Source organism: Acinetobacter sp. Ver3, assembly GCF_000632455.1.
GTDB lineage: Bacteria > Pseudomonadota > Gammaproteobacteria > Pseudomonadales > Moraxellaceae > Acinetobacter.
The window spans coordinates 1-25,533 of record NZ_JFYL01000032.1; the positions used below are offsets into that span (position 1 = coordinate 1).

General features: G+C 37.9%; 23 protein-coding genes. 15 read left to right on the forward strand and 8 right to left on the reverse strand.

The window, feature by feature from the left end; genetic code table 11:
- Window positions 1-232 precede the first annotated feature (232 nt).
- On the reverse strand, window positions 233-2,251 hold the full coding sequence (locus tag CL42_RS09605; RefSeq protein ID WP_051586574.1) for a prolyl oligopeptidase family serine peptidase: 2,019 nt from the start codon (window positions 2,249-2,251) through the stop codon (window positions 233-235).
- A gap of 253 nt (window positions 2,252-2,504) precedes the next feature.
- On the opposite strand from CL42_RS09605, the gene rpsF reads away from it, so the two are divergent.
- The 5 genes from rpsF (at window position 2,505) to alr (ending at window position 6,417) form a co-directional block, all read left to right on the forward strand.
- On the forward strand, window positions 2,505-2,891 hold the full coding sequence (rpsF, locus tag CL42_RS09610) for a 30S ribosomal protein S6 (RefSeq protein ID WP_035267614.1): 387 nt from the start codon (window positions 2,505-2,507) through the stop codon (window positions 2,889-2,891).
- A gap of 11 nt (window positions 2,892-2,902) precedes the next feature.
- Entirely contained in the window at window positions 2,903-3,130 is a 228-nt protein-coding gene (gene rpsR / locus CL42_RS09615) for a 30S ribosomal protein S18 (protein WP_004719336.1), read from the forward strand.
- A gap of 9 nt (window positions 3,131-3,139) precedes the next feature.
- Window positions 3,140-3,586, forward strand: a complete 447-nt coding sequence (rplI, locus tag CL42_RS09620) for a 50S ribosomal protein L9 (RefSeq protein ID WP_035267617.1) — start codon at window positions 3,140-3,142, stop codon at window positions 3,584-3,586.
- 203 nt (window positions 3,587-3,789) lie between these two features.
- Window positions 3,790-5,235, forward strand: a complete 1,446-nt coding sequence (gene dnaB, locus CL42_RS09625; RefSeq protein ID WP_035267619.1) for a replicative DNA helicase — start codon at window positions 3,790-3,792, stop codon at window positions 5,233-5,235.
- 111 nt (window positions 5,236-5,346) lie between these two features.
- Window positions 5,347-6,417: an alanine racemase gene (gene alr, locus CL42_RS09630; RefSeq protein ID WP_035267621.1), complete on the forward strand. Its 1,071-nt coding sequence runs from the start codon at window positions 5,347-5,349 to the stop codon at window positions 6,415-6,417.
- Window positions 6,418-6,441: 24 nt separating this feature from the next.
- On the opposite strand, the gene CL42_RS09635 is transcribed toward alr, so the two are convergent.
- From CL42_RS09635 to CL42_RS09655, 5 genes are all read right to left on the reverse strand, one after another.
- Window positions 6,442-6,885: a BLUF domain-containing protein gene (locus CL42_RS09635; RefSeq protein ID WP_035267623.1), complete on the reverse strand. Its 444-nt coding sequence runs from the start codon at window positions 6,883-6,885 to the stop codon at window positions 6,442-6,444.
- Window positions 6,886-6,963: 78 nt separating this feature from the next.
- Window positions 6,964-7,698, reverse strand: a complete 735-nt coding sequence (locus CL42_RS09640) for a peptidase (protein ID WP_035267625.1) — start codon at window positions 7,696-7,698, stop codon at window positions 6,964-6,966.
- Window positions 7,699-7,723: 25 nt separating this feature from the next.
- A complete protein-coding gene (locus tag CL42_RS09645; protein WP_035267626.1) occupies window positions 7,724-8,503 on the reverse strand; it encodes a transglutaminase family protein in 780 nt (259 codons plus the stop codon).
- The gene (locus tag CL42_RS09650) at window positions 8,500-9,102 is read right to left on the reverse strand and encodes an alpha-E domain-containing protein (protein WP_035267627.1); all 603 of its coding nucleotides are present in this window, start codon (window positions 9,100-9,102) and stop codon (window positions 8,500-8,502) included. Before CL42_RS09650 ends, CL42_RS09645 begins: the two co-directional genes overlap by 4 nt.
- A gap of 21 nt (window positions 9,103-9,123) precedes the next feature.
- On the reverse strand, window positions 9,124-10,674 hold the full coding sequence (locus CL42_RS09655) for a circularly permuted type 2 ATP-grasp protein (protein WP_035267628.1): 1,551 nt from the start codon (window positions 10,672-10,674) through the stop codon (window positions 9,124-9,126).
- Between the two features lie 226 nt (window positions 10,675-10,900).
- Between CL42_RS09655 and CL42_RS09660 the strand changes: the two genes are divergently transcribed.
- The gene (locus CL42_RS09660) at window positions 10,901-11,899 is read left to right on the forward strand and encodes a helix-turn-helix transcriptional regulator (RefSeq protein WP_035267629.1); all 999 of its coding nucleotides are present in this window, start codon (window positions 10,901-10,903) and stop codon (window positions 11,897-11,899) included.
- 391 nt (window positions 11,900-12,290) lie between these two features.
- Here the strand turns inward: CL42_RS09660 and mnmG are convergent, their stop codons facing one another.
- Window positions 12,291-14,171, reverse strand: coding sequence for a tRNA uridine-5-carboxymethylaminomethyl(34) synthesis enzyme MnmG (gene mnmG / locus CL42_RS09665; RefSeq protein ID WP_035267630.1), 1,881 nt, complete (start codon window positions 14,169-14,171; stop codon window positions 12,291-12,293).
- A 258-nt stretch (window positions 14,172-14,429) separates the two neighbouring features.
- Here mnmG and CL42_RS09670 point away from each other — a divergent pair, with 258 nt between their 5' ends.
- From CL42_RS09670 to CL42_RS09705, 8 genes are all read left to right on the forward strand, one after another.
- Window positions 14,430-14,786: a hypothetical protein gene (locus CL42_RS09670; RefSeq protein WP_035267631.1), complete on the forward strand. Its 357-nt coding sequence runs from the start codon at window positions 14,430-14,432 to the stop codon at window positions 14,784-14,786.
- Between the two features lie 132 nt (window positions 14,787-14,918).
- Window positions 14,919-15,818, forward strand: coding sequence for a bile acid:sodium symporter family protein (locus tag CL42_RS09675; protein ID WP_035267632.1), 900 nt, complete (start codon window positions 14,919-14,921; stop codon window positions 15,816-15,818).
- A gap of 135 nt (window positions 15,819-15,953) precedes the next feature.
- Entirely contained in the window at window positions 15,954-16,853 is a 900-nt protein-coding gene (gene prmA / locus CL42_RS09680) for a 50S ribosomal protein L11 methyltransferase (RefSeq protein ID WP_035267660.1), read from the forward strand.
- 19 nt (window positions 16,854-16,872) lie between these two features.
- On the forward strand, window positions 16,873-17,727 hold the full coding sequence (locus CL42_RS09685; protein WP_035267633.1) for a DUF3426 domain-containing protein: 855 nt from the start codon (window positions 16,873-16,875) through the stop codon (window positions 17,725-17,727).
- A 375-nt stretch (window positions 17,728-18,102) separates the two neighbouring features.
- On the forward strand, window positions 18,103-18,372 hold the full coding sequence (gene fis, locus CL42_RS09690; RefSeq protein ID WP_001086304.1) for a DNA-binding transcriptional regulator Fis: 270 nt from the start codon (window positions 18,103-18,105) through the stop codon (window positions 18,370-18,372).
- 88 nt (window positions 18,373-18,460) lie between these two features.
- Window positions 18,461-20,035, forward strand: a complete 1,575-nt coding sequence (gene purH / locus CL42_RS09695; protein ID WP_035267635.1) for a bifunctional phosphoribosylaminoimidazolecarboxamide formyltransferase/IMP cyclohydrolase — start codon at window positions 18,461-18,463, stop codon at window positions 20,033-20,035.
- A gap of 136 nt (window positions 20,036-20,171) precedes the next feature.
- Window positions 20,172-21,455 carry a phosphoribosylamine--glycine ligase gene (gene purD, locus CL42_RS09700; protein WP_035267637.1) on the forward strand — a complete coding sequence of 428 codons (1,284 nt, stop codon included), beginning with the start codon at window positions 20,172-20,174 and terminating at the stop codon, window positions 21,453-21,455.
- 84 nt (window positions 21,456-21,539) lie between these two features.
- Window positions 21,540-22,382: a TIGR02391 family protein gene (locus CL42_RS09705; RefSeq protein ID WP_051586575.1), complete on the forward strand. Its 843-nt coding sequence runs from the start codon at window positions 21,540-21,542 to the stop codon at window positions 22,380-22,382.
- 182 nt (window positions 22,383-22,564) lie between these two features.
- Here the strand turns inward: CL42_RS09705 and CL42_RS09710 are convergent, their stop codons facing one another.
- Window positions 22,565-23,959: a cytochrome P450 gene (locus CL42_RS09710; RefSeq protein WP_051586579.1), complete on the reverse strand. Its 1,395-nt coding sequence runs from the start codon at window positions 23,957-23,959 to the stop codon at window positions 22,565-22,567.
- Window positions 23,960-24,199: 240 nt separating this feature from the next.
- On the opposite strand from CL42_RS09710, the gene CL42_RS09715 reads away from it, so the two are divergent.
- The gene (locus tag CL42_RS09715; protein ID WP_051586576.1) at window positions 24,200-25,282 is read left to right on the forward strand and encodes an AraC family transcriptional regulator; all 1,083 of its coding nucleotides are present in this window, start codon (window positions 24,200-24,202) and stop codon (window positions 25,280-25,282) included.
- Window positions 25,283-25,533: the final 251 nt, after the last annotated feature.

Consider the following 25,533-nt stretch of genomic DNA (forward strand, 5'->3'; position numbering starts at 1 on the left):
GCCTTCTTTTCTTGACTCAAGCATTAATGCAGTACGATCTTCAAAGTTAAGATGATGGTATGACAATTTTATATACTCCATAAACCCTTTAAATTAATTAGGTGGTTTATGTCGCACTTCAAGTTTTACTCTGCCTTCATTTAAAATAAGAATAAACACAAAAAAAGGATTCGTTATTATTTAATTTCCACTGAATACTCATAAATTACTTCAAATTGAAAATATTAATTCATCACCTAAAACCAACTTCAAATAAAAATGAACTGACCAAAGCTGAATGAAATGCGCTCAGTTTCTTATTTGCAAAAATGCTATGCCCACCATCAACTTGCTCATAAAAATATACATTTGGAATATTCATAGATTTCATTTTAGCCGCCATTTTTCTGGCATGTGTAGGCGTAACTCGATCATCGGTAGTTGTTGTGTAAAATAGCACAGCGGGTAATTTAGCTGTACTTACAAAATATTCGTCCAACAAATGATAAGGTGAGATGTTTTTTAAATATTTTGCATCTTGGCTATCTAAAGGATCTCCGTATTCGGCAATCCACGAATAACCTGCTCCTATTTGTGTAAATCTCAGCATATCGAGTAGAGGAACCTCACAAACAATTGCACTGAATAAATCTGGGTATTGCATCAGCATATTCCCCATTAATAATCCACCATTACTACCACCGATAGCAGCTAGCTTTTCTTTTATTGTCACGCCTCGATCTATAAGGTGTTGTGCAACTGCAGAAAAATCCTCATATGACTTATGTCGATTATGTTTTAATGCTTGTTGATGCCAATCAGGGCCATACTCATTTCCCCCTCTAATATTAGCTATAACATATACAACACCTTTAGATATTAACGATTCAATTTCTTTTTCCAAAAACCTAGGTGTAAGTGAAACTTCAAAACCTCCATATCCCTCAATCAAAACTGGTAAGTGATTCAACTGAGATTGTTCTAAAGAAATTTGAAAATATGGAACTTTGGTACCATCTTTTGAAAATGCAAAATGTTGCTCAACTCGATAGTGTGATTGATCAATTGAATGAGCCTTAGACTTCAATTTTTGTTTTTTCATTGATTCAAGTTCGACCAAATATTGTGTCGGTGGATTTATAAAACTCTGAATCGATATCAATACATCGTTATTTAAATTTTCGACTGAATCTATGGTTATTTGCGAATATGCCTCGTCTGGATAGATTGCGTCGACTAATTTTATCCCTGATTGAATATCATACACTTCCAGATAATTGGACACATCTTTCATGATGTCTAAAATCAGGAAATCCTGAGTGAACGTATAATTATTTAGAATTTTACAAGTAGAAGACTTGAAAATCACATCAAACTCACGATCTCCATTTTTAAATGCATCAAAATCTATGCACATTAAACTACCCGCTAGATAATCAGCCGAAATATCCCAATGGGATTTCAACTCAATCAACATTAAGTTACGGTAGAAAGAAACACGCGCATCTTTGGGCACATTTAATTTAAATTGCTCTTCACCGACAAAATACTCACTCTCATAAAAGTTTATGATTCGAGTAAAGACATGTCTTTTATAACCCTTACAATGATCTAGAAATGCAAATGCCGACAAATCCTGATCAAAAACTTCAAATACAGTCTTTGCTTCATTTAACGGTGTATCTCTTTTCCATCTCTTAACGATTTTTGGATAACCAGATAAAGTTAAACTGCCGTCTCCGAAGTCTGTCATCACATATATTTCATCTTGGCTAATCCAGCGAACTTGTGTTTTAGCAGATTCAATAAAAAATCCACCATCAACAAAGTTTCTTTCAGTAAGATTAAATTCTCGAATTTGAACTGAATCAGCTCCATTTTCTGATAGGTACACGAGACAATACTGATCATCAATCTCTAGCCTTTCGACGCCACCAAAAAACCACTTCACGTCCTCATCGGCACTTAACTGATCGAAATCAATCAACGTTTCCCATTGAATATCCTCCTTCTGATAGTTTTCTAATAATGCTCTACGCCAAACTCCTAGTACATTAATGTGGTCTTGCCAAAAGTTATAAACATAAGCGCCAATTTTAGAAATGTATGGAAGTGCTTGTGCTTCAAATAAAACTTTCTCCAAACCAACATATGTCTCTTTAAAAAATTGATTTTGAGTTAATTTTTCTGATGTTAATGTGTTTTCTTTCTGTACCCAATCCAATGATTTTTTGCTGTTTATCTCTTCAAGATATAAAAATTGATCAGTCATTATGTTCTTATCTAAGCAAATTATTTAGACATCACTGTATTTAGAATAATTGTAATGATCTAGCAGACTGTCATTGAATATATGTAATGCAGAAAATTTTCGTATTTCAACTCATTGACTTGAAATTTAGGTTCAAAACACATAGAATCCAACCTTCGCAAATTTTGCGACACACTGTTTGTTTACATTCAGCTGTGACTCCTTGCTTCTAACAAATGCGTTAGGGGCTGCATAAAACCGTAAGGAGCTGACAATGCGTCACTACGAAATCGTAATTCTGGTACATCCAGACCAAAGCGATCAAGTGGTAGGTATGGTAGAACGCTATATCTCTCACATTAAAGATGCTGAAGGTCAAATTCACCGTCTTGAAGATTGGGGCCGTCGCCAATTGGCTTACCCAATTAACAAAATTCACAAAGCGCACTACATTTTAATGAACGTTGAATGTAACCAAACTACGCTTAATGAATTAGAAGAATTATTCCGTTACAACGATGCTATTCTTCGTAACGTTATTATTCGTCGTGAAAACGCAATCACTGAAGAGTCTTTATTGGCTAAGAGTGCTGAAGAAAAACGTGCGCGTAAAGCTCAACGTGAAGAAGCACAACAAGCTCAAGACTCTGCTGAAGCATAAGGAGAACATCAATGGCACGTTTCTACCGTCGTCGTAAGTTCTGCCGCTTTACAGCTGAGAACGTTACATATATCGACTATAAAGATATCGATACTTTAAAACAGTACATCACTGAAAACGGCAAGATTGTTCCTAGCCGTATTACAGGTACTAAAGCTCGTTACCAACGTCAATTAGCTCTTGCTATCAAACAAGCTCGCTACTTAGCGTTGATTCCTTACACTGACAATCATAAGTGAGGTTGAGCTGTGGATATTATCTTATTACAACGCATTAAGAACCTTGGTAAATTAGGTGATAAAGTTTCAGTTAAAGCTGGTTACGGCCGCAACTACTTAATCCCTCAAGGTAAAGCAGTTGCTGCTACTGAAGCTAACACTGCTGCATTCGAAGCTCGTCGTGCTGAACTTGAGAAGCAAGAAGCTGAAGTATTAGCTGCTGCTCAAGCACGTGCTGACCAATTGAACGAAGTAAATATCGTAATCACTGCAAAAGCTGGTGACGAAGGTAAACTATTTGGTTCTATCGGTACTCGTGACATCGCTGACGCGTTGACAAATGCTGGTCTTGAAGTTGACCGTGCTGAAGTTCGTTTACCGAACGGTGCACTTCGTCACACTGGCGAATTCAACATCGCAATCCAATTGCACCATGATGTTGTTGCTGAAGTTCTCGTTACAATCGTATCTGAGTAATTTTATGCAAAGAAAGAGAGCATGCATCTGCATGCTCTTTTTTTATCCCTAATAATTATAAAATTTGATTTAGCAAGCTGAAATTTGGACTTAGTTTTTCATTTGTTATCGATATTATTTGTTGCACTGTCTTGCTTATGCATTTTGCATTAAGATAAGTCTCCCCTTTTCATTTTCGTAATTATTGTAAATCAAGGTTTTATATGTCTCAGGCGACTGCCAAAAAAAATACGAATAACACTGAGTTAGATTTGCTAAAGAGTGAATCTTCAGCACTCAAAGAGTTTCGTACGCCTCCGCACAATCTTGCTATTGAACAGGCTGTTCTTGCCGCACTCATGACAGTAGCTGAGTCATTCGAACAAGTCAGCGATATATTAACCGAGAATGATTTTTACGCGACTCGACATAAATATATTTTTAGAGCGATCGAAAAACTCTCTAAAGAAAGTTCACCTTATGATGCCGTATTGGTCAATGATTGGTTAATCAAACAGAACCTGCTTGATGCAATTGGTGGTGAAGAATATTTAATGCAATTGATGGCGGATTCTCCATCAAGCTTTTATAACCTTGAAACTTATGCCAATAAAATACGTGAATTTGCAACTTTGAGAAATATGATTAAAGTTGGTAATGAAATTCTACAAAATGCGTATGACACTAAAGGTCGAGAAGTCAGTGAAATTTTAGATTTAGCTGAGACCAGTATCTTTTCTTTGGCTGAACAACACAATAACAATGCAAAAGCTCAAGGACCAAAAGCAATTAATACCGTTGTCGCAGATGTATTCGATAAACTCAACGAATTATCACAACTTGATGGAAATATTACAGGTCTGACCACAGGGTTTGTAGAACTTGATAATAAAACATCAGGTATGCAAGCTGGAGATATGATCGTCGTTGCTGCCCGTCCTTCAATGGGTAAAACAACTTTCGCAATGAATCTAGTCGAAAGTGTGCTATTCAATTGCAACCTTCCTGCTCTCGTATTCTCCATGGAAATGCCTGCTGACTCTATTGCCATGCGTTTAATTTCCTCGTTTGGTAAAGTGCATCAAGGACATTTACGATCTGGCAAATTAGATGGAGAAGAATGGAACAAGGTCACGGGAACTATTCTTCAACTGCAAGAGAAGCATCTCTATATTGATGATTCTTCTGCCCTCCCACCGACTGAAATGCGCGCACGTGCAAGACGTATCGCCAAACAACACGGTGGTAAACTCGGTTGCATCATGGTCGATTACCTGCAGTTAATGAAAGTACCAGGTATGGGTGATAACCGTGTGGGTGAAATTGGTGAAATTTCTCGAAGCTTGAAAGCATTGGCGAAAGAGATGCATTGCCCAGTGATTGCACTTTCGCAGCTTAACCGCTCACTCGAAAACCGTCCAAATAAACGTCCTGTAATGTCAGACTTACGTGAATCTGGAGCAATTGAGCAGGATGCCGATTTGATCATGTTCATTTATCGTGATGAGGTATATAACAAAGAGTCTAAAGAAGCCGGAACTGCCGAAATTATTATCGGTAAACAACGTAATGGTCCAATTGGTACCGTTCGACTCGCTTTTGAAGGTCAATATACGCGTTTTAGTAACTTGTCACCTGAATATTACGCACAGAACCAAGAAGAAGAGTAATTTTGCTTTGATCAATTCTTAGTTAAGAACGCACGAATTGATCTGACCTCAATTATCTTTTTTCAGTTTAAAAGAATTAACCTTTCCACATGCCTCTAGGAGTAAATTAGAGTGCGCCAAGCAACGGTTTGTATTGACACACACGCATTGCAATACAATTTAAATCGCGTGAAACAACTTGCACCAAACTCTAAAGTTGTAAGTATGGTTAAGGCAAATGCTTATGGTCATGGAGTCTCAGATTGCTTAGCCGCATTGAGCCAGTCTGATGCTTTTGGCGTTGCATGTTTAGAAGAAGCACTTGAAATACGTGAATTAGGTTTTAAACAACCTATCACATTAATTGAAGGTGTTTTTTCTGAAGATGAAATGCAAATTGCGATTGACCAACATATTGAAGTAATCGTTCATCATCATCAACAACTGCAGTGGTTGTTGCAAGTTAAAGATGCTTATATCGCCCGAAATCTAAAAGTATGGGTTAAACTAAATAGCGGAATGAACCGCTTAGGCTTCAAAATTGATGTAATCAAATCGATTATTCATCAATTAAAAAATGAAGGTTTTACCTGTGTACTTGCAATGCATTTTGCTAATGCAGATGTTGATCACCCTTTAAATGAACAACAAATATCTCAATTTCTTGAAGTAAAACAAGATTGTGCACCAATTTTAGCTTCGTGTTGTAATTCAGCAGCAATTTATAAATACCCTGAATTGCATTTTGACTATGTTCGTCCTGGTATTATGCTGTACGGCGCAACGCCATTTGCAGATCGTGACGTCCACGCTCTAGATTTAAAACCTGTTATGACATTCAGTGCTGAGATTATTGCACTTAACGCCATTCAATCAGGTGAAGCTGTAGGTTATGGCTCAACCTTTGTTGCACAGCGACCTATGCAATTAGCAATTGTCTCGATCGGATATGGTGATGGGTATCCAAGAGCTTTTATTCGTGAAAATACGGTTTCACTAGATGGTCAATTGACCCCAGTGATCGGTCGGGTTGCCATGGATATGATTGCCATAGATGTCACTAATCTCAACACAAAAATTGGTGATCTAGTAGAATTATGGGGTAAACATCGTTTAGTGGATGATGTTGCTGAAGCGAATGGTACGATTGGTTATGAGTTGTTATGTCGATTAAGCCAACGTCCGAAGCGTCTCAAAATGTAATGAGCGAATTAAATCAACGTAATGCTAAACAGCATTACGTTGTAGTTCATTAAAATCCGTATCCTGAGCGCGTGTCAAAAATCGAATTAAATAATCAGCTTGATCTTGAGTAAACTGTGTTGGCGTAAATTGACTAAATCCCATATCTATTAAAGCCTGCTTCACTGGACTTTGTCGTCCTACAAACTTCATAGACCATTCTTGAAATTGTTTTTTTTCAATATTTTTTCGCTGAAATAGGCGAATTTGATGATGGCGATTATCCTTGTGAAGCTTTTGCAACAATATATCTAGTGTGGCTTGATCACCCTCTAGACATTGAAAATAGTGCCCATCTGCATAATAAAGTGCTCCAGAAATTTGATGCTCAAAATTGAAATGACGGGCTTCAGTTAAGATTTCACGAACATCAATCAATAACCGACTTGCATCTGCAGTCGACACACTCGCATAACTGAACTGTTGCATTGCTTCCCCTAATTTTTATAGTAATGATTTAATATTCAATGCAACTCAATTTAATCTAAACTCAATCATAAAGCAAAATTATTGCCAATAGTCTTCTGTTGGCCGTGGCAAACCGTTTAATCCTTGACGCAAAGTATCTGACCAAAGTTTACTAATAGATGAGAAATATGGATCATCATCATGAATACGTTTAGACAATGGAATTGCAAAACTATCTTTTTTATAAATACATGCATCTAGTGGTAAGCCCACAGAAACATTAGATCTAAGGGTTGAATCAAATGAAATTAAACCGCATCTTAATGCTTCATCTAACTCAGTATTGTAATTTAATGCACGATCTAAAATTGGTTTACCATATTTACTTTCCCCAATCTGAAAAAAGGGCGTATCTGATGTCGCATTGATAAAATTACCCTGAGGATAAATATTATATAACTGAATATCCTCCCCTTGAATTTGACCAGAAAGTAAAATCGTACAGTGATAATTACTTTGCTCTAGTTGATCAGTAGTCACATCCATAATGACACGCTTTAAAGTATGACCAACCAATTCAGCCATCTCGAACATGCTATTCACACTATACAAATTAGGTTCGTGTTTTAAATCTAGCTGATTCTGTAAATGTCCTATAACGGCTTGTGTCGTCGCCAAATTACCCGCAGTTTGTATACTGATAAAACGCTCACCCTCAACACCGAAAAGATAGAGTTTACGAAATACAGAGATATGATCTACACCTGCATTTGTTCGCGTGTCACTGATACAAATTAAGCCATCACGTAAACGCATAGCACAACAATAGGTCATTGAAATCTCTCTTCTAAATTTTGTTCTAACACGGTAATACCTGAACGATAGTCGTCATACTCTCCACGCCACCAGCTTCTCGCACACCTCTGATAGGTGCAACGTCCCAATAATCACGCCCTAATGCAATATAAATGTGTGAACTTGGCGTATAGAGCTGATTGCTAATATCAAATGTATACCAAACTCCATCTATATAAGCTTCAGCCCAAGCATGGCTCGCCAAATGACTCATTTCTGGAACGTAAAGATATCCAGAAACATAACGCGCAGGAATATTTAACTCTCTACACATACCTACAAATACATGAGTATGATCCTGACATACCCCTTGTTGATGATGGAATGCATCTATTGCCGTAGTACTCACTTGAGTAGAATCTGAAATATATGGCATATGCTCAAGCAATGCAGAACTTAAATGTTTTAATTCATCACGAGTCTTTTTACTCACATGCTGAGCTGCAAAAGCTTTCATTTCAGCATCACATTGAGTCGCTGGGGTAATTTGTAGAAAAATACCGACTGGCACTTCTGACTCAATAGCCTGTTCTGAAACTGTATCGATTTCAATAATGCCCTGCGCCATAATACTTAAATTTTGATATGCATAGCGTTGAGTCGAAGTGATCCAAATATTATTAAAGGCATCTTTTGCTTCGACCTTATGACCAGGAATACTCACTGACCAAGCATCTACTTTTTGGTGAGCATTACTTTGAGGACACATTCGTATGTATTGGATACTATTTTTTGCTGTTTCCGTATATTGATAATGGGTTTGATGATTTATCATCAATTTCATGCATCCACCTCAAATAAACATTGCACCTGATCATTCAGTTGGTAAAAACTATTAGAATTTGGATGCGCTAAAAGATGTTGCCAAGCATCATCTAAACTGTCCCATCCTTTAGATTTCAACAGTTCAATCACAACACTTAAAGAATTGATTGTAGAATTAATATCCTGATTCAACCTTATCTCACGATCAAGATTTTCGAAATATTGCCCTAGACTAAAAAACAAAAAAATGTCTTCATTTTCAGCTTCTAAAATATCGCTACACTCATCAACAACAGTACAAATTAATCCTGCATTTTGTGTCGCAGTATCCACCATCTGTTTTAATTCTGAATAAGCCTGAACTGACAATACACCACGCAAATCTTGAATATTGTTTTTGACACATTCAAATTGTTGAAAAAAAGAAGCAGGCTGATCATCACTCAGAATTAGCTCATTGAGCGAACACGCATTAAAAGCAGGTAAGCAAAAAGCATGTGCGTACTGTAATGCTTGAGCATCATCTTGAAATGGAAACTGACCACATAAATGTTGAATACGAGATAAATAACGGCCAACCCAGTAAATATTTTGTGCATTGCTGTTTAATATAATCATGACAAGCTCCTGGTTGTATATTTATGAATGTAGCGGATCTATAACCCACGTATCTTTAATGCCACCACCCTGTGATGAATTTACAACTAATGACCCTTCTTGCATCGCAACTCGGGTTAAACCTCCCGGCACGATTTCTGTTCGATATGGTGAACTTAAAATAAACGGTCTTAAATCAATATGGCGTTCAGCGATGCCGAATTCAGTTAAAGTGGGCGCGACTGAAAGCGCTAAAGTTGGTTGTGCAATATAAGCATGCGGCTGTGCAATTAACTTTAATCTAAATTGTTCAATTTCTTGTTCGGTCGCTTTAGGACCAATTAACATGCCATAACCGCCTGAACCTTGAGCCTCTTTAACCACTAATTTTTCTAAATTACAAAGTACATAATCGAGTTCATCACGTTCACGACATTGATAAGTTGGTACGTTATTTAAGATTGGCTTCTCGTTTAGATAGTAATCAATCATTTTATCGACATAAGGATAGATTGATTTGTCATCCGCCACCCCCGTTCCAGGTGCATTCGCAATCACGACATTATGTTGTAAGTATGCAGACATTAGACCAGGTACACCTAATGTACTGTCTGGCATAAAACACAATGGATCAAGAAAGCCATCATCTAGGCGCCGGTAAATCACATCGACTTGTTTTTTACCCCAAACGGTTTTGGCATAGACCTTAGCATTTTCAACGTATAAATCCTGACCTGTAACTAGAGGAACATCCATCTCACGTGCGAGGAAACAATGCTCATAATATGCACTGTTATATCGGCCGGGTGTAAGCACCACGATAAATGGGTTATCTACTTCAGCATTTTCCTCGAGTATTTGTCTTAAAAGTTGTGGATATTGCTCTACACCTTGTAAATTTGATGACTTACAAAGTTCGGGCATCATTTTTTCACTAATTTTTCGACTTTCCAACATATAAGACACGCCTGATGGTGTTCTTAAATTGTCTTCTAGTACAAAGAAGTTACCTTGCTGATCACGAATAATATCGATTCCGCTTATTTGACTATAAACTTTACCTTTCAATGAATGTTTATACATCAATGGTTGGTATGCTTCATGAGTGAGCACTTGCAGTTCAGGCACTAAACCATCCTTTAAAATCGCCTGATTATGGTAAATATCATCTAAAAAAAAGTTTAATGCTTGCACTCTTTGTGCACAGCCTTGCTCTATTTTGTGCCATTGTTGTTTGGCAATTACACGTGGAATTAAGTCATAAGGAATAATGCGATCTGTACCCTCAGCATCACCATAAACTGTAAATGTAATGCCCTGATAGAGAAAATGTTCCTTCGCTTGATGATTTAAAGATTTCAGCTCATCCAAGCTTCTCTCACATAACCAATTTTCGATTTTGCTAGATGCCTCTAAGCCAATCGTTTTATCATCTAAAAGTTCATTATAAAATTTAGATTTAAGTTGATCGAACAAGTACGCAGTGCTGTTTTGTTTAACTTCGATCTGCTTAGATTTTTCAAAAGCTTCGACGGTATGATCAGCCTCAAAATTTGCGAGAATTGAAGTGGTATCTTTTTCCTCTTTTAGCATACATACCTCTTAATTGTTATCAATTGTAAACAAAATTAAGCAATTTCAATGCCAAAAATTTACCTATTCATCTATTAATGCCCCATTTTTGAAGCATTCACAACGAAAAATGGCCTAAAGATGTATCGAAATATAGTCAAAAGCCTCACTTTCCATGCTTGCTTATCTCTTAAAGATTTTTTATTGTGTGTTTGAAAAATATTTTCTCTTTATTCATTAGTTGATTATGTCCTCTCAAGAAAAAGAAACATCGAATAGCTTATATCGACAGTGGCAAATTCTTTCACGCTTAACCACTGGCAAATGGATGGGTACACGAGAGTTGCAAGAGACGTTGCAAAGAGAAGGTATTGAAATCAGTTTAAGAACCATTCAACGTGATTTAAATCAAATTTCTCAAAGATTTCCTATTGAGAGTAATAAAACTGTACCACAAGGTTGGCGTTGGCGATCAGATGCCCCTATTCAAAGCTTGCCGCATATGACCAGCTCTCAAGCGGTCACCTTTATGATGGTTGAAGAGCATTTGAAGCATTTGCTTCCACCAAGTTTAATTGAGGAGATGAACCCTTGGTTCGAGCTTGCAAAACGCAGCTTATCTACACAAAACAATGTACGTCAATGGATTAACCGTGTCCGTATTGTTCCAGCAAGCCAGCCCTTGATCCCTCCTGTTGTAGAGAAACATGCGCAGCAAGCCATTTATGAAGGTCTATTACAAGATAAACAGATCGAATGCATATATCGTGCGCGTGGACCTGAAAGTGAAGAACGTAGTTATACCTTAAACCCGCTTGCATTGGTTCAAAAGGGTTCAATCATTTATTTGATTTGTACTCGACATGACAAATCAGAAGTTCAAACCTTTGCTTTACATCGTTTTAAATCTGCAAAAGTTCTAGAGCAACGCGCCTTACACCCTGTTGACTTTGATATTGATGCTTACATTGAATCTGGTGCGCTCGGCTTCAGAGTTGATTTCAATAAACCCACTGAGCTCGTTCAACTCGAACTCTTTATGAATAAAGCTGATGCACTTTACTTTTCCGAAAGCCAACTCAGTAAAGATCAATCCATCACACAAGTATCTGATGATCTCTTTAAAGTGGTGGCTAATGTGCCCTTTACTTCACAATTGGTTTGGTGGCTCAGAAGCTTCGGCAAAAAAATCATTCGTATTGAACCACTCGATGTATTTAACGCCGTTCATGAAATTGAAAATTAAAAAAGAGCCAAATTGGCTCTGAAGATTTTTTATTATCATATTTTCAGTATTGCGCTGATTTCTTATTGTGTTGAGTTTAAATACGTGAACTAAACTCCCCTTTAGCCCACGTATACTTTTCAATGTCGTTGGATTATGATTTACATCGTGCAGCATGCAATTTCATAACCATTATAACGAATACGCTTCATCGTCATGGCCTTTCCTCTTTGTTTTGAACGTAGAGTCAATATAGCCACTTCAACATTGAATGAGAAATAATCAAAATTTATTTATTAATCTATATTCTTGTTAAACGTAAATAATAAATTATTTATCTAATTTATGAATAAATCGTTATATGAGGATCAAAAAAACCCGCATCAAGCGGGTTTTTTGGACTGCAACAGGCTTAAGCAGATTTTTTAGTTTGTGCATTCTTACGAATCGTAATCATCACCAATTGAACAGCAGCAGGTGTTACGCCCGGAATACGACTTGCTTGAGCGAGAGTTTCAGGGCGAACTTCTTTGAGTTTCAAAGTAATTTCACGAGATAAACCAGATACCACATCATAATTAAAATCAGCTGGAATCTTAGTCTCTTCTAAGCGCTTCATTTGCGCTACATCCTGATGCTGACGGTTAATATAACCCTCATATTTAACTGCAATCTCAATTTGGTCACCCACTTGAGCAGAAACATCAGAACCAGTGAGTTCCGCAATTTGAGCAAAAGTAATGTTCGGACGTTTCAACAAATCAATTGCAGAACATTCTTTAGAAAGATCCGCACCTGTCATTTCAACGAATTTTTTACCCATTGGATTGTTAGGTGCAGCCCAAAGATGTTGTAAACGACCTGTTTCACGCTCAACCGCTTCCATTTTTTCACAATATGCTGCCCAACGCTCGTCATCCACAAGACCCATTTCACGACCGATTGGCGTCAAACGTTGGTCTGCGTTATCTTCACGAAGCATCAAACGGTATTCCGCACGTGAGGTAAACATACGGTACGGTTCTTTCGTACCTAAAGTGATTAAGTCATCAACCAATACACCCATGTACGCTTCATCACGCTTCGGTGTCCATTGCTCTTGATCCCACGCACGGCGTGCAGCGTTCAGGCCTGCAAGTAATCCTTGTGCACCTGCTTCTTCATAACCAGTCGTACCGTTGATTTGACCAGCGAAGTACAAGTTATTAATCGCTTTAGTTTCTAAAGTAAATTTCAACGCTTGTGGATTGAAATAATCATACTCAATGGCATAACCCGGACGAAGAATGTGCGCATTTTCCATACCACGGATTGAGCGTACTAACTCGAACTGCACATCAAACGGTAAAGATGTAGAAATACCATTTGGATAAAGTTCATGAGTATCTAAACCTTCAGGCTCAAGGAATACTTGATGAGAATCTTTATCGGCAAATTTATGAATTTTATCTTCGATTGACGGACAGTAACGTGGACCTACACCTTCAATCACACCAGTATACATCGGTGAACGGTCTAGGCCGCCACGGATAATCTCATGTGTTTTTTCATTGGTATGCGTGATGTAGCAGTTGACTTGCTCTGGGTGCATAGATGCATCACCCATAAATGACATCGTTGGTGATGGGAAATCACCCGGCTGTGGTGTCATGACAGAGAAATCTACAGAACGTGCATCAATACGTGGTGGCGTACCTGTTTTTAAACGACCTACTGGCAATTGAAGCTCACGTAAACGGTGCGCTAAAGAAATTGAAGGTGGATCACCTGCACGACCGCCGCTTGATTTCTCAAGACCAACATGAATCACGCCACCCAAGAATGTACCAGCGGTTAACACGACTGTTTTCGCATCAAAGCGAATCCCCATTTGTGTTACCACACCTTTAACGGTATCGCCGTCAACAATGAGATCATCTGCTGCTTGTTGGAAAATATCAAGATTGGCTTGGTTTTCTAATGTTTCGCGAATAGCCGCTTTATAACGTACACGGTCAGCCTGCGCACGCGTTGCACGAACTGCAGCACCTTTACGTGAGTTCAGAATACGGAACTGAATACCACCCTTGTCTGCTGCGAGTGCCATCGCACCACCTAGGGCATCAATTTCGCGAACAAGGTGTGATTTACCGATACCACCAATCGCTGGGTTACAGCTCATCTGCCCTAAAGTCTCAATATTATGAGTTAAGAGTAAAGTCTGTCGACCCATACGTGCCGCAGCAAGCGCTGCTTCTGTACCAGCGTGTCCGCCACCGATAACAATGACATCGTAAACTTTAGGATAATGCATAGTGGTATATGAGGAGATAAAAATAATGACAGAAAATTATAGCAAATTTTGTTTGCCTTGAGACAATCGAGAAAGATTTAATTCTAATTTTTTTGAAGTCCAATAATATAAACCATTTTGATATAAAAATTTATAAATTTTGCAGATTTAAGTGATTTTTTAACAATTTAGAAAATTTATTTACAGCATTGCCCTTCCATTGATTTGACTATTTTTTCAACATATTCATGTCATATTTTTTAACAAGAGTATACGAACATGAAAGTCCAGTTATTTACGATGTCAATGTTATGTTGTTTGGGTCTAAGCGTAAGTAGTATGAGTATTGCGAATGACAAAGTTGATAATGCCTATAATGCCAAACAATTCCAAAGCGTATGTAAGGGTAAAAGCGAAGGTGATGCTGTCAGTTTCCCGTATAAAGGAATCATTTGGAATGGTACTTGCCAAACTCAATTTTTTCCAACCCAAAGTAAAGATTTAAAAGGAAATGAAGAGCAGCTTAATTCAGCTTGTAAGTCTGATGCAGCGAGTGTTTCCGTGAATATTGAAGGTCAAGAATATAAAGGCAAATGTGCACTCGGATATGCGCCACCGATGCCAAAAGCGTCTTAACCCAATTTTTTAAATTTGACCATTTATGCAACCAATTGAAAAATTGGTTGCTTTTATTTATTGATAACGATAAAACCAAATTAAAAATAACGATCTATTTACAAATAACACAACAAAATTCAGGATGAATTTATGGACACAGGGATCCTTACGATTTTTTTACCTTTAGCACTTGCAATTGTGATGGCGGGTTTAGGACTTGAACTCACTGTTCAAGATTTTCTACGCGTTCGTAAACACCCTAAAGCAGTGCTCATCGCATTATTTTCCCAACTCGTCATTTTGGTTGGCGTTGCATTTATTATATGTAAAATACTCAATCTTTCGCCTTACTTGGCTGTCGGCTTAGTATTGCTTGCTGCCTCACCAGGGGGTGCGACAGCCAATCTATTTAGCTATTTATACAAAGGTGATGTTGCGCTCAACATCACCTTGACTGCGATTAATGCCATTATTGCTGCAGTGACCTTGCCGCTTATCGTGAATTTTGCAATCACCCATTTCATTCAGGATTCAACTCAAATTGGTCTACAATTTAGTAAAATTTTACAAGTGTTCGCCATTATTCTTATTCCAGTTGCCCTCGGTATGTTTGTGCGCTACAAATTTCCAAATGTTGCAACTAAACTAGAAAAACCAGTGCGTATTTTTGCCGTTGTATTCTTAGTGTTAATTATTGTCGGTGCAGTACTTTCTGAACGTGCCAACATTATGAATTATCTTGCTCAAATTGGTTTGGCAACAGCGTTATTTTGTATCGCAAGTCTTAGTGTTGGTTATTTTCTACCACGCTTCTTTGGTGTACCGAGCTTTCAAGCAAGAGCGTGTGCTTTTGAAATTGGTATCCATAACAGTACTTTGGCCATGGCGATTGCAATCACGATAATGAATAGCAGCGAAATTGCGATGCCAGCAGCTGTTTATTCAATCTTTATGTATATCTTCGCTGCTATTTTCGGCATGTTGCTGAATCGTTTTGCACCATTAGACCATCCGGCTGAGTTAACTCGAAACCACTCACAAATTAACTGATATTAGTTGAGTTAACCAACTCATCTTAAAGGCACTGTAATCGTGCCTTTATTTATGCTTCAGGTTTTATCTGCATTCTTAAAGCGAATACAGTACAATGCTAACTCTCGTATTGCATATTTAGGTTTTTTTACTGTGAAGTGGTTACAAATCCATATTACTGTCGATCAAGCACAAGTTGATTTTACTGAAACATTATTATTATCTCTTGGTGCAGTCAGTGTGACGCTAGATGATGCAGAGGATCAAGCGTTATTAGAACCACTTCCAGGTGAGACTCCACTTTGGAACAAAGTCATCGTAACGGGTATTTACGCTCAAGAAGATGATGAAGAAATCGATGTCGTCGCACTAGAAACTTTCATTAAAGACCAGATGCCTGAAGCGCCTTTACGTTATGAGTTTATCGAAGATCAAGAGTGGGAACGCACTTGGATGGATGCATATGAGCCAATTCAAATTGGTGAAAAATATTGGATCGTGCCTGAGTGGATGGAAGCACCTGAAGCGGATGCGGTCAATATTAAATTAGATCCAGGCCTAGCTTTTGGTACAGGTAATCATGCTTCAACATTCCTCTGCCTACAATGGTTAGGTAAAACCGATGTAAAAGACAAAATCGTCATCGATTACGGCTGTGGTTCTGGCATTCTAGGTGTTGCTGCCCTACTGCTTGGTGCAAAAAAAGTATATGCAACAGATATTGATCCTCAAGCTGTACTCGCTACACAACAAAATGCTGAATTAAATGGCGTTCTCGAAAATTTATATGTCGGCTTACCTGAAGAATTTAATCAAGCACTCGGTGAGCAAAAGGCAGATGTATTTGTCGCAAATATTCTTGCTGGCCCACTGATGGCACTTGCTGAGGAGTTTTCAACACTCATTCAACCTGAGGGTGAATTCGCACTAGCCGGTATTATTGAAGAGCAAGTTGATGATGTTTCTCGTGTTTATGCTGAATTTTTTGATATATTAGACAAAGAAAAGCGTGATGAAAATTGGTACCGTCTTTCTGGGAAACGCCATAAATAAGTAGAGCTTAATTTAAGATATGAGTGATAAACAAACCCGCTGCCCAAATTGCTCCACAATTTACAAGGTATCAGTCACCCAGTTAACTGTTGCCGAGGGTATGGTTTGTTGTCCTAAATGTTCTGCTGAGTTTAATGCGCTTCTACATCTATTCAATCCTCAACCGAAAGTGATTGAACCTTTAATCACAGAAGCCCAAGACAGTAGAGCACCATCTGAAGATGTGATTGAACCAAAACAAGAACAACACCTATTGGATATTTTCGATCGTAAAGTTGCAAATTCAAACATAACCTTGCGTACGTATTTAAATAACTTAAATACGTTCAATCACGATCCGATTACCAATTACCCATCTTTAAATCTTTCATCATCGATCCATGCCAATAGCCAATCGAAACCAAGAACTAGGCTTTATATTGCGACATGGGCGATCGTAAATACAATTTTAGCGTTATTACTGGTTTTTCAATTTTTATGGTTTAACCCAAATGTATTGCAACGCTCAACTGCGCTAAATCAGGCATTTATATCAGCATGTAACTTATTTAATTGTGACACGCTTGATGAACGCTATACCCATATAAAAGTACAAGACCTCAATATTGAGTCAACATCAGCGATCTCCACTGTTTTTTCAGGTCACTTGGTGAACCAATATAGCAAAGGGCTAAAACTGCCTCTGTTGAAAATAAGCATTTTTCAACAAGGTAAATTGATTTCATCCTCTATTAAAGCACCCAATGAATATTTAGTAGAAAGTTTGCATGGAATTACACGAATTCCTCAAGATAGTCCATTTGGTTTCAAATTTAGTATAAATTTTTCTCAATCTGAGTTTGACAATTATAAATTGGAAGTTATACGACCATAAGATCAAAAAAAACGATAAAAAAATTAAAAAAAATGTAGTTTTCTTGCTCACTTTTTCATAGACAATGGTATGATACGCGCCACGAAAGCTTTGTACCGCAAACTCCTCGCAATTTCTCAAAATAAATACAGTTCTGTTCATGTGCTTAATTTTTTTATTCAGCGCATCAGGGATGTTTTTTGTTTTATGTGGAACCGTAACAAATATTAAACTATTGTTACGCTTATTTTTCACTCAATTGCTCTAGTTGTGGCAAGCTAATTGTTCTTGTTTTAGAGTCGACCGTTTTAGGACCTAAAACGGAGCTCGTTTTTTTTATTTTGACCACAAAATCACTTTTACCCTAAGTGATTATTGATTCTCGGATTAACTCGCATGAATAGCAAATCTCCTATTTTTACTGCACAATCTGATGTCGCTCTTCGTATTCACGTAGATCGCGCAGTTCGCCATTATTTTGCACAATTGCAAGGCGAGCAACCATCTCAAGTTTATGACATGGTTTTAGCAGAAATGGAGAAACCTCTTTTATCTGTAGTGTTAGAATATACACGTGGCAACCAGACTCGCGCTGCTGAGATTCTAGGCCTTAACCGTGGTACTTTACGTAAAAAGTTGAAAGCTCACGGTTTAATGAGTGAATAAATGATAAAATGCTTGCGGCTTCCGCGGGCATTTTTTTTACCTGCTATTTAGCTTTTTTGTTTTAATTCTTGATAACTGTGACTAAATCATGACTATTAAACGCGCATTAATCTCTGTTTCTGATAAAACAGGCATTGTTGAATTTGCCCAAGACCTTGTTGCTCTAGGGGTAGAAATTTTATCTACTGGCGGTACTTATAAGTTGTTACGTGACAACAATATTGCTGTAGTCGAAGTTTCAGAGCACACTGGTTTCCCAGAGATGATGGACGGACGTGTAAAAACACTTCATCCGAAAATCCACGGTGGTATCTTGGCTCGTCGTGGTCTAGATGAAGCTGTGATGGCTGAACACAACATCGATGCGATCGATTTAGTTGTGGTAAACCTTTATCCATTTGCTGCAACTGTTGCAAAACCTAACTGCTCACTTGCTGATGCAATCGAAAATATCGACATCGGTGGTCCAACGATGGTTCGTGCTGCTGCGAAAAACCATGCAGCTGTTGGTATCGTTGTAAATGCATCTGACTATGCGACTGTAGTTGCTGAGCTTAAAGCTGAAGGCTCACTTTCTTATGCAACTCGTTTTGACTTAGCAGTTAAAGCGTTTGAACATACCGCGCAATACGACGGTATGATCGCATCTTACTTAGGCGCTCGCGTTGGTAAAGAAGAAGGTCAAGCTGATCAATTTGCACGTACATTCAATACACAATTAAATAAAGCTCAAGATTTACGTTACGGTGAAAACCCACATCAATCTGCTGCATTCTATGTTGACCCTGCCGCAACTGAAGCGTCTGTTTCTACAGCTAAACAGTTACAAGGTAAAGAACTCTCTTATAACAACATCGCAGATACTGATGCCGCACTTGAATGTGTTAAATCATTCGCTAAACCTGCTTGTGTAATTGTAAAACACGCAAACCCATGTGGCGTTGCAGTCTCTTTAGACGGTATTAAAGCTGCATATGACCTTGCATATGCAACTGATCCAGAATCTGCATTCGGTGGCATCATTGCATTCAACCGTGAATTAGATGTTGAAACTGCACAAGCCATTGTTGACCGTCAATTTGTTGAAGTGATCATTGCACCAAGCGTTGCTGAAGGCGTACTTGAAGTAACGGGCGCGAAGAAAAACGTACGTGTACTTGTATGTGGCGAATTACCAGCAATTGACAAACGTGCTCCACAAATGGACTACAAACGTGTAAACGGTGGTTTACTCGTTCAAGATCAAGACTTAGGTATGATTACTAAAGATGATCTTAAAGTTGTGACGAAACGTGCCCCAACTGAACAAGAAATTGATGACATGATCTTTGCTTGGAAAGTTGCGAAATACGTGAAATCGAATGCGATTGTTTATGCTAAAAACCGTCAAACTATTGGTGTCGGCGCAGGTCAAATGAGCCGCGTAAACTCTGCTCGTATTGCAGCAATCAAAGCTGAACATGCTGGTTTAGTCGTTGAAGGTGCAGTAATGGCATCTGACGCATTCTTCCCATTCCGTGATGGTATTGATAACGCCGCTAAAGCAGGTATCAAATGTATTATCCAACCGGGTGGTTCAATGCGTGATGAAGAAACGATTGCTGCTGCTGACGAAGCAGGTATTGCAATGGTGTTCACTGGCATGCGTCATTTCCGTCATTAATTAATGGTTCGTGTCATGATGACTTCTCATAAGTCACCTATAACACTGATAAGAGATTTTTAATCTTGCCTAAAGTCCTCTTCTATTCATTTAGTTGAGGACTTTATGTCATTTTCGATTCATGGAGTATGAACCGATGAATATTTTAGTTTTGGGTAATGGCGGTCGTGAACATGCGTTAGCATGGAAAATCGCTCAAGATGAAAAAGTAGCTAAAGTTTTTGTTGCACCGGGTAATGCGGGCACAGCAACTGAACCAAAATGTGAAAATGTAGCACTTAACATTTTAGACAACCCTGCCATTATCGACTTTGCAAAAAATAATGCCGTGGATCTGATTGTTGTCGGTCCTGAAGCACCACTTGTAAATGGTGTTGTAGATGCGTGTCGTGAAGCAGGTGTGAAAATTTGGGGTCCAACCCAATTTGCAGCTCAATTGGAAGGCTCTAAAGCATTTGCCAAGCACTTCTTGAATCGTCACAACATCCCAACCGCTTTTTATGACGTGTTCACAGAAGTGGATGCTGCTAAGGCATTTGTTGAGAAAAATGGTGCGCCGATCGTGATCAAAGCTGACGGTCTTGCTGCTGGTAAAGGCGTGATCGTTGCGATGACCAATCAAGAAGCATTCGATGCAATTGATGACATGCTTGCAGGCAACAAATTTGGTGATGCAGGTTCACGCGTTGTCATCGAAGAGTTCTTGGCAGGTGAAGAAGCATCTTTCATTTGTATGATTGATGGCGACAACATTTTACCTATGGCTACGTCACAAGATCATAAACGTATCTTTGAAGGTGACCAAGGTCCTAACACTGGTGGTATGGGTGCTTACTCTCCTGCCCCTGTTGTAACGGCTGAAGTTTTTGAAAAAACCATGAATGAAGTGATGCGTCCTACCGTCGAAGGTATGAAAAAAGACGGGCACGTATATACAGGTTTCTTATACGCAGGTTTGATGATTGATGAACAAGGTCAGCCTAAAGTAATCGAGTTCAACTGTCGTTTTGGTGACCCTGAAACTCAACCGATCATGATGCGTTTAAAATCATCTTTAGTTGATTTAGTTGAAGCAGGTATTGAAGGTAAACTTCCTGCAGAAGCTGAATGGGATGAGCGTAAAACGGTTGGTATCGTACTTGCGTCTAAGGGCTATCCTGAAACGTCTAGCAATGGCGACGTGATTTCTGGTTTAGATACTGAAATGGCAGATGCGAAAGTGTTCCATGCAGGTACGAAAGCCAATGAGAATGGTGACATCGTAACTGCTGGTGGTCGTGTACTTTGCGTGACTGCTCTTGGTAATACCATTGGTGAAGCACAAGCAAAAGCGTTGGAACTTTGCCAAAAAGTGACTTTCGACGGCGTTCAATACCGTAAAGATATTGGCTACCGTGCGATTGCTCGTGAAAATTCTTAATATTAATTTAGATTAATAAAAACCCCGCTAAGTGCGGGGTTTTTTGATATATTCAATTAAATATCAAACAAATACTTTATAAAAATGCGCTTTAATTTATTTAATCAACCATCTGAAGAAATACAATATTTAGGGACACCTCATACGCAAGATTGCATTGAAGCAATTGCCTTAGTTCTACAATTTGAAGAACAAGTTGAACGAGCACTTGTTTTAACTAATGATCACAATCATTGTTTTTTAATTAAAGGTTATCGAACTGTTTATCTCATTAGATATGGCTTTAGATCAGATTATATCTCAGAAGGTTATAAAGGTTTTGTTAAAGCTTTAAAACTATTGCAAAGGCATAAAATTGAAATCAAAGAGCTGCTTATATCAACTAAAGAATTTGAAATCATTAGGCAAAATGCGTTAAGTGATAGTGACGTAGAGTCTTTCTTAAATAGTTCTTATAGACGGACTAACACAATTTATGATTACATTAGCAATTTAGATTTTATGCTTAATGAACCTTTAAAAATAAATGACTATTATCCTAGCGAATTGCCATTAAATTTAATTGACAAGAGAATTATAGATTTAGCTTTTAAGTTTAAATTAGATGCTGATGCATCAATAATGACTGCATATACTCGATTAGAAGATATTATTCGAGAAAAAATAAATTCGCAAAAATTCTCTAGCTCACTAATGGAAGATGCATTCTGTTCAGACGTAAAAAAAAATAAGTTATCTCCCTTCAAATGGGAGTCAGAAAATGAAGAGTCATCTACGGCTATTGGCAGATTATTTGTGAATACTTTTAAAGCCTATCGTAATCGAAGAGCACACAGTGAAGTAGAAAAATCACTAAATCAACTACAAAGAGAATTTTTACTCATCAATGAACTTTATTTACTAGAAAGTGAAGCGGTCCAAAGATAAAGATCAATCAATATGAAAAATTATATTGAAACCCCTTGCCTGATCCTCCGCCAATGGCAAGATGCTGACACCGCCCCATTTATCCAAATTTATATAGCTGCTTGAGTTATAATTTATGATCAAATCCTATCTCTTTTCACGGCACATAAAAACATCCCTCATCTAATATGAGGGATTTTGGACTATTTAGATTCTGACTTTGGATGCAGCTTTACCATCATCTTAGAATACCCACGAACAAAATTAGACTGAACAATTTCGGGTTCTTCAAGCACTTCAATTCTGTCATAACGTTTGAGAATCTCCTCCCAAAGAATAGTCAATTGCATCTCAGCCAAACGACTACCCATACAGCGATGAATTCCATAACCAAATGATAGATGTTTTTTCACATTTTCACGATCAATACGAAATTCATCCGCATTCTCAAACACAGTTTCATCACGGTTAGCAGACGCATACCACATAACAACTTTGTCACCTTTGCGGATATACTGACCTTTATAAATTAGATCTTGAGTAGCTACACGGCGCATATACGCCAATGGTGTCTGCCAACGAATAATCTCACTAACCATATTAGGCAACAGATCAGGATTATTCTTCAGTTTGTCTAATTCTTGAGGGAACAAATGCATTGCATAAACCCCGCCCGACATCGAGTTACGAGTCGTATCATTCCCGCCTACGATTAATAATGCCAAATTCCCCAGAAACTCTAATGGCCGCTGAATCAGATCCTTTGTTTCATCACTCCGAATAAGCATACTCATCAAGTCAAAGCTTGAAGCCTCACCTGCTTCTATACGTGCAGCCTTATCATGCCAAAGTTGTGACAAATCTCTCACCATCTCTTTTAGACCATCAAAAGTATTTTCAATGGTCATCGTGCCGCCTGTCGTACCTGGGGATGAAGATGCAATTTCAGACCAATAGACCAATTTACGGCGTTCTTCGTAAGGGAAATCTAGCAATGTTGCCAACATTCTTGAGGTCAGCTCAATTGAAACTCGATCTACAAAGTCGAAAGCTTCATTTAAAGGCAAGTGATCAAGTACGTCTTGGGTACGTGTCCGAATCAAGCTTTCCATGTCTTTTAAGTTTTTAGGTACAAAAACCCCCTGCACAGCTTTACGCTGAATATCATGCTTCGGTGGATCCATCGCAATAAACATTTCAAGCTCTAAACCTTGCGGTTGCTCACCCAACATAATGATCGGTTCTGAAGAGAAGAGCTGATGATTTTTATCAACGTACATGACATCTTCGTACTGTGTCATCGACCAAAAAGGACCAAATAAACTGTTTGATTGATAATGTATCGGCGCATCTTTCCGTAATCGCTTAAAAGTATCCTTCCATACACCTTGCTTGTATAAAAAAGGGCTACTGACATCAAGCTCTTGTAAGGGGCAAACATTTGGATCTGGAAGTTGAATTTCTTCAATTTGATCAAAATCAGGATTCTTAAATAGGCTACTTTTTAATTTATGGTATACATGGGCAGCTTTGATGTGATTTTCTAAGGGAATATAGCGAGCGCTAAAATTCACCAAATCTACACGAACAGCATTCATTTTTTTGACTAAATTATTCATGACAATGTGTCCTATGTGATCTCATCTTTAAATTTATATTCAGCCTTTATTCCATTAAGCTGATGATCTGTGTTTGAGCATAGAATTTAAAAAATACAGAATCAGGTCATTTTTTGACATTAATAAGTCATTTTTTGACATTCTTTTAATTCAAATTAGCAGCTCTAATGAGGCTAGATTTAAGAAAGATCAATATCACGCTATCTGGACTTGAGTATGATGTCTAAAGGAATAGAACATAGCAATCAGGACGATAATGCAATTCGGGCATTGATTCCCTGCGCATATGTCAGAATTATTGCGCAACAATTGGGAGGTGGGCTGCGTGTATTCCCAACTTTATTGAATGGCACATGTCTGACTGCTGAATTTATTCAACAGGAAGATTCCCGGATTTCAGCATCTGATTTTATTCGTATATTTGACAATGCATTGAACATGGCAGATGTTCCCGATTTCGGTTTAGAACTTGGACATCGCCTTAAACCAACGACTCATGGCGCAATGGGCTTTTTGATGCACAGTTGCCCAAACCTTTATGCTGCACTTGAAGCGATTCAACATTATCTACCTACTCGAATTGGATTTGCAGAAGTCATTCTCGAAATGCGTGATCAGCAGATGAATTGTAAAATTCAATTTAATATCGATTGCTCCACCCTTGTATATCAAAGCATGATCGAGTCTTGCATGGTGGTATTTAAAGAGTGTGCTGAATTTATTTTAGGTAAGCCATTAACTGAGGCGAAGTTGCTTTTTAGCTATCCTAAACCTGCTTACCATGCTGCTTATACAAAAATTTTTCAATGTGATTTCGCATTTTCACAATCTTTTGATGGCATTCAGATACCTTTATCTGTGTGTAAAATCCCTAATGCTTCAGCAAGTCAGGAGAACTATCTCATTGCAAAAAAACAATGTGAAAATGTACTTAAGGATCTTCTTACACCCCAAAATACTTACCAATTTCGTGTAAAAAAAATATTGATTGAGCATTTATCAGATCCCAAAAATGAATCTGAGATTGCCGCTTCATTATTCATGAGCAAACGAACCTTAGCTCGTCATTTAGAAAAAGAAGGTTTAACCTTTAAAGAGGTCAAAGATCAGGTGCTTGCACAGCAAAGTGCTTATTTTCTTGAGCATACGCAACTCACGATTGAAACAATTGGTATGCTTCTTAATTATCACGATGCCTCAAATTTCAGACGAGCATTCAAGCGTTGGTTTGGTATGCCCCCTAGCCAATATCGGCAGAAATACAATAATGATCTTACCAAGCAAATTTCTAAATTAAATTAAATCCATATTTTTCATATTGATATATTAAATCATTATAAGGTGTTCGGCTGATAACGGGTCTTTCTAATTTTAAACACTCAAATTATAAGTATGATATTTAAAGTTTATTTATACATTCTCATAAATTGTATATGACGCTTTATGCTAAGCTAGTTCATTAACATCACTATATTGAATAAAAAAAAATTGTTATCATCAACCAACTTTTTTGTTATCAATGCTTAAATAATTGATAGCTAAATACCGAATTA

What these genes read in the sequence shown, in the direction of transcription:
- CL42_RS09605 (WP_051586574.1), bottom strand. Translation starts at nt 2,251, where the DNA reads ATGACTGATCAATTTTTATATCTTGAAGAGATAAACAGCAAAAAATCA.
- rpsF (WP_035267614.1), top strand. Translation starts at nt 2,505, where the DNA reads ATGCGTCACTACGAAATCGTAATTCTGGTACATCCAGACCAAAGCGAT.
- rpsR (WP_004719336.1), top strand. Translation starts at nt 2,903, where the DNA reads ATGGCACGTTTCTACCGTCGTCGTAAGTTCTGCCGCTTTACAGCTGAG.
- dnaB (WP_035267619.1), top strand. Translation starts at nt 3,790, where the DNA reads ATGTCTCAGGCGACTGCCAAAAAAAATACGAATAACACTGAGTTAGAT.
- CL42_RS09635 (WP_035267623.1), bottom strand. Translation starts at nt 6,885, where the DNA reads ATGCAACAGTTCAGTTATGCGAGTGTGTCGACTGCAGATGCAAGTCGG.
- CL42_RS09640 (WP_035267625.1), bottom strand. Translation starts at nt 7,698, where the DNA reads ATGACCTATTGTTGTGCTATGCGTTTACGTGATGGCTTAATTTGTATC.
- CL42_RS09645 (WP_035267626.1), bottom strand. Translation starts at nt 8,503, where the DNA reads ATGAAATTGATGATAAATCATCAAACCCATTATCAATATACGGAAACA.
- CL42_RS09650 (WP_035267627.1), bottom strand. Translation starts at nt 9,102, where the DNA reads ATGATTATATTAAACAGCAATGCACAAAATATTTACTGGGTTGGCCGT.
- CL42_RS09655 (WP_035267628.1), bottom strand. Translation starts at nt 10,674, where the DNA reads ATGCTAAAAGAGGAAAAAGATACCACTTCAATTCTCGCAAATTTTGAG.
- CL42_RS09660 (WP_035267629.1), top strand. Translation starts at nt 10,901, where the DNA reads ATGTCCTCTCAAGAAAAAGAAACATCGAATAGCTTATATCGACAGTGG.
- mnmG (WP_035267630.1), bottom strand. Translation starts at nt 14,171, where the DNA reads ATGCATTATCCTAAAGTTTACGATGTCATTGTTATCGGTGGCGGACAC.
- CL42_RS09670 (WP_035267631.1), top strand. Translation starts at nt 14,430, where the DNA reads ATGAAAGTCCAGTTATTTACGATGTCAATGTTATGTTGTTTGGGTCTA.
- CL42_RS09675 (WP_035267632.1), top strand. Translation starts at nt 14,919, where the DNA reads ATGGACACAGGGATCCTTACGATTTTTTTACCTTTAGCACTTGCAATT.
- CL42_RS09685 (WP_035267633.1), top strand. Translation starts at nt 16,873, where the DNA reads ATGAGTGATAAACAAACCCGCTGCCCAAATTGCTCCACAATTTACAAG.
- fis (WP_001086304.1), top strand. Translation starts at nt 18,103, where the DNA reads ATGAATAGCAAATCTCCTATTTTTACTGCACAATCTGATGTCGCTCTT.
- purH (WP_035267635.1), top strand. Translation starts at nt 18,461, where the DNA reads ATGACTATTAAACGCGCATTAATCTCTGTTTCTGATAAAACAGGCATT.
- purD (WP_035267637.1), top strand. Translation starts at nt 20,172, where the DNA reads ATGAATATTTTAGTTTTGGGTAATGGCGGTCGTGAACATGCGTTAGCA.
- CL42_RS09705 (WP_051586575.1), top strand. Translation starts at nt 21,540, where the DNA reads ATGCGCTTTAATTTATTTAATCAACCATCTGAAGAAATACAATATTTA.
- CL42_RS09710 (WP_051586579.1), bottom strand. Translation starts at nt 23,959, where the DNA reads ATGAATGCTGTTCGTGTAGATTTGGTGAATTTTAGCGCTCGCTATATT.
- CL42_RS09715 (WP_051586576.1), top strand. Translation starts at nt 24,200, where the DNA reads ATGTCTAAAGGAATAGAACATAGCAATCAGGACGATAATGCAATTCGG.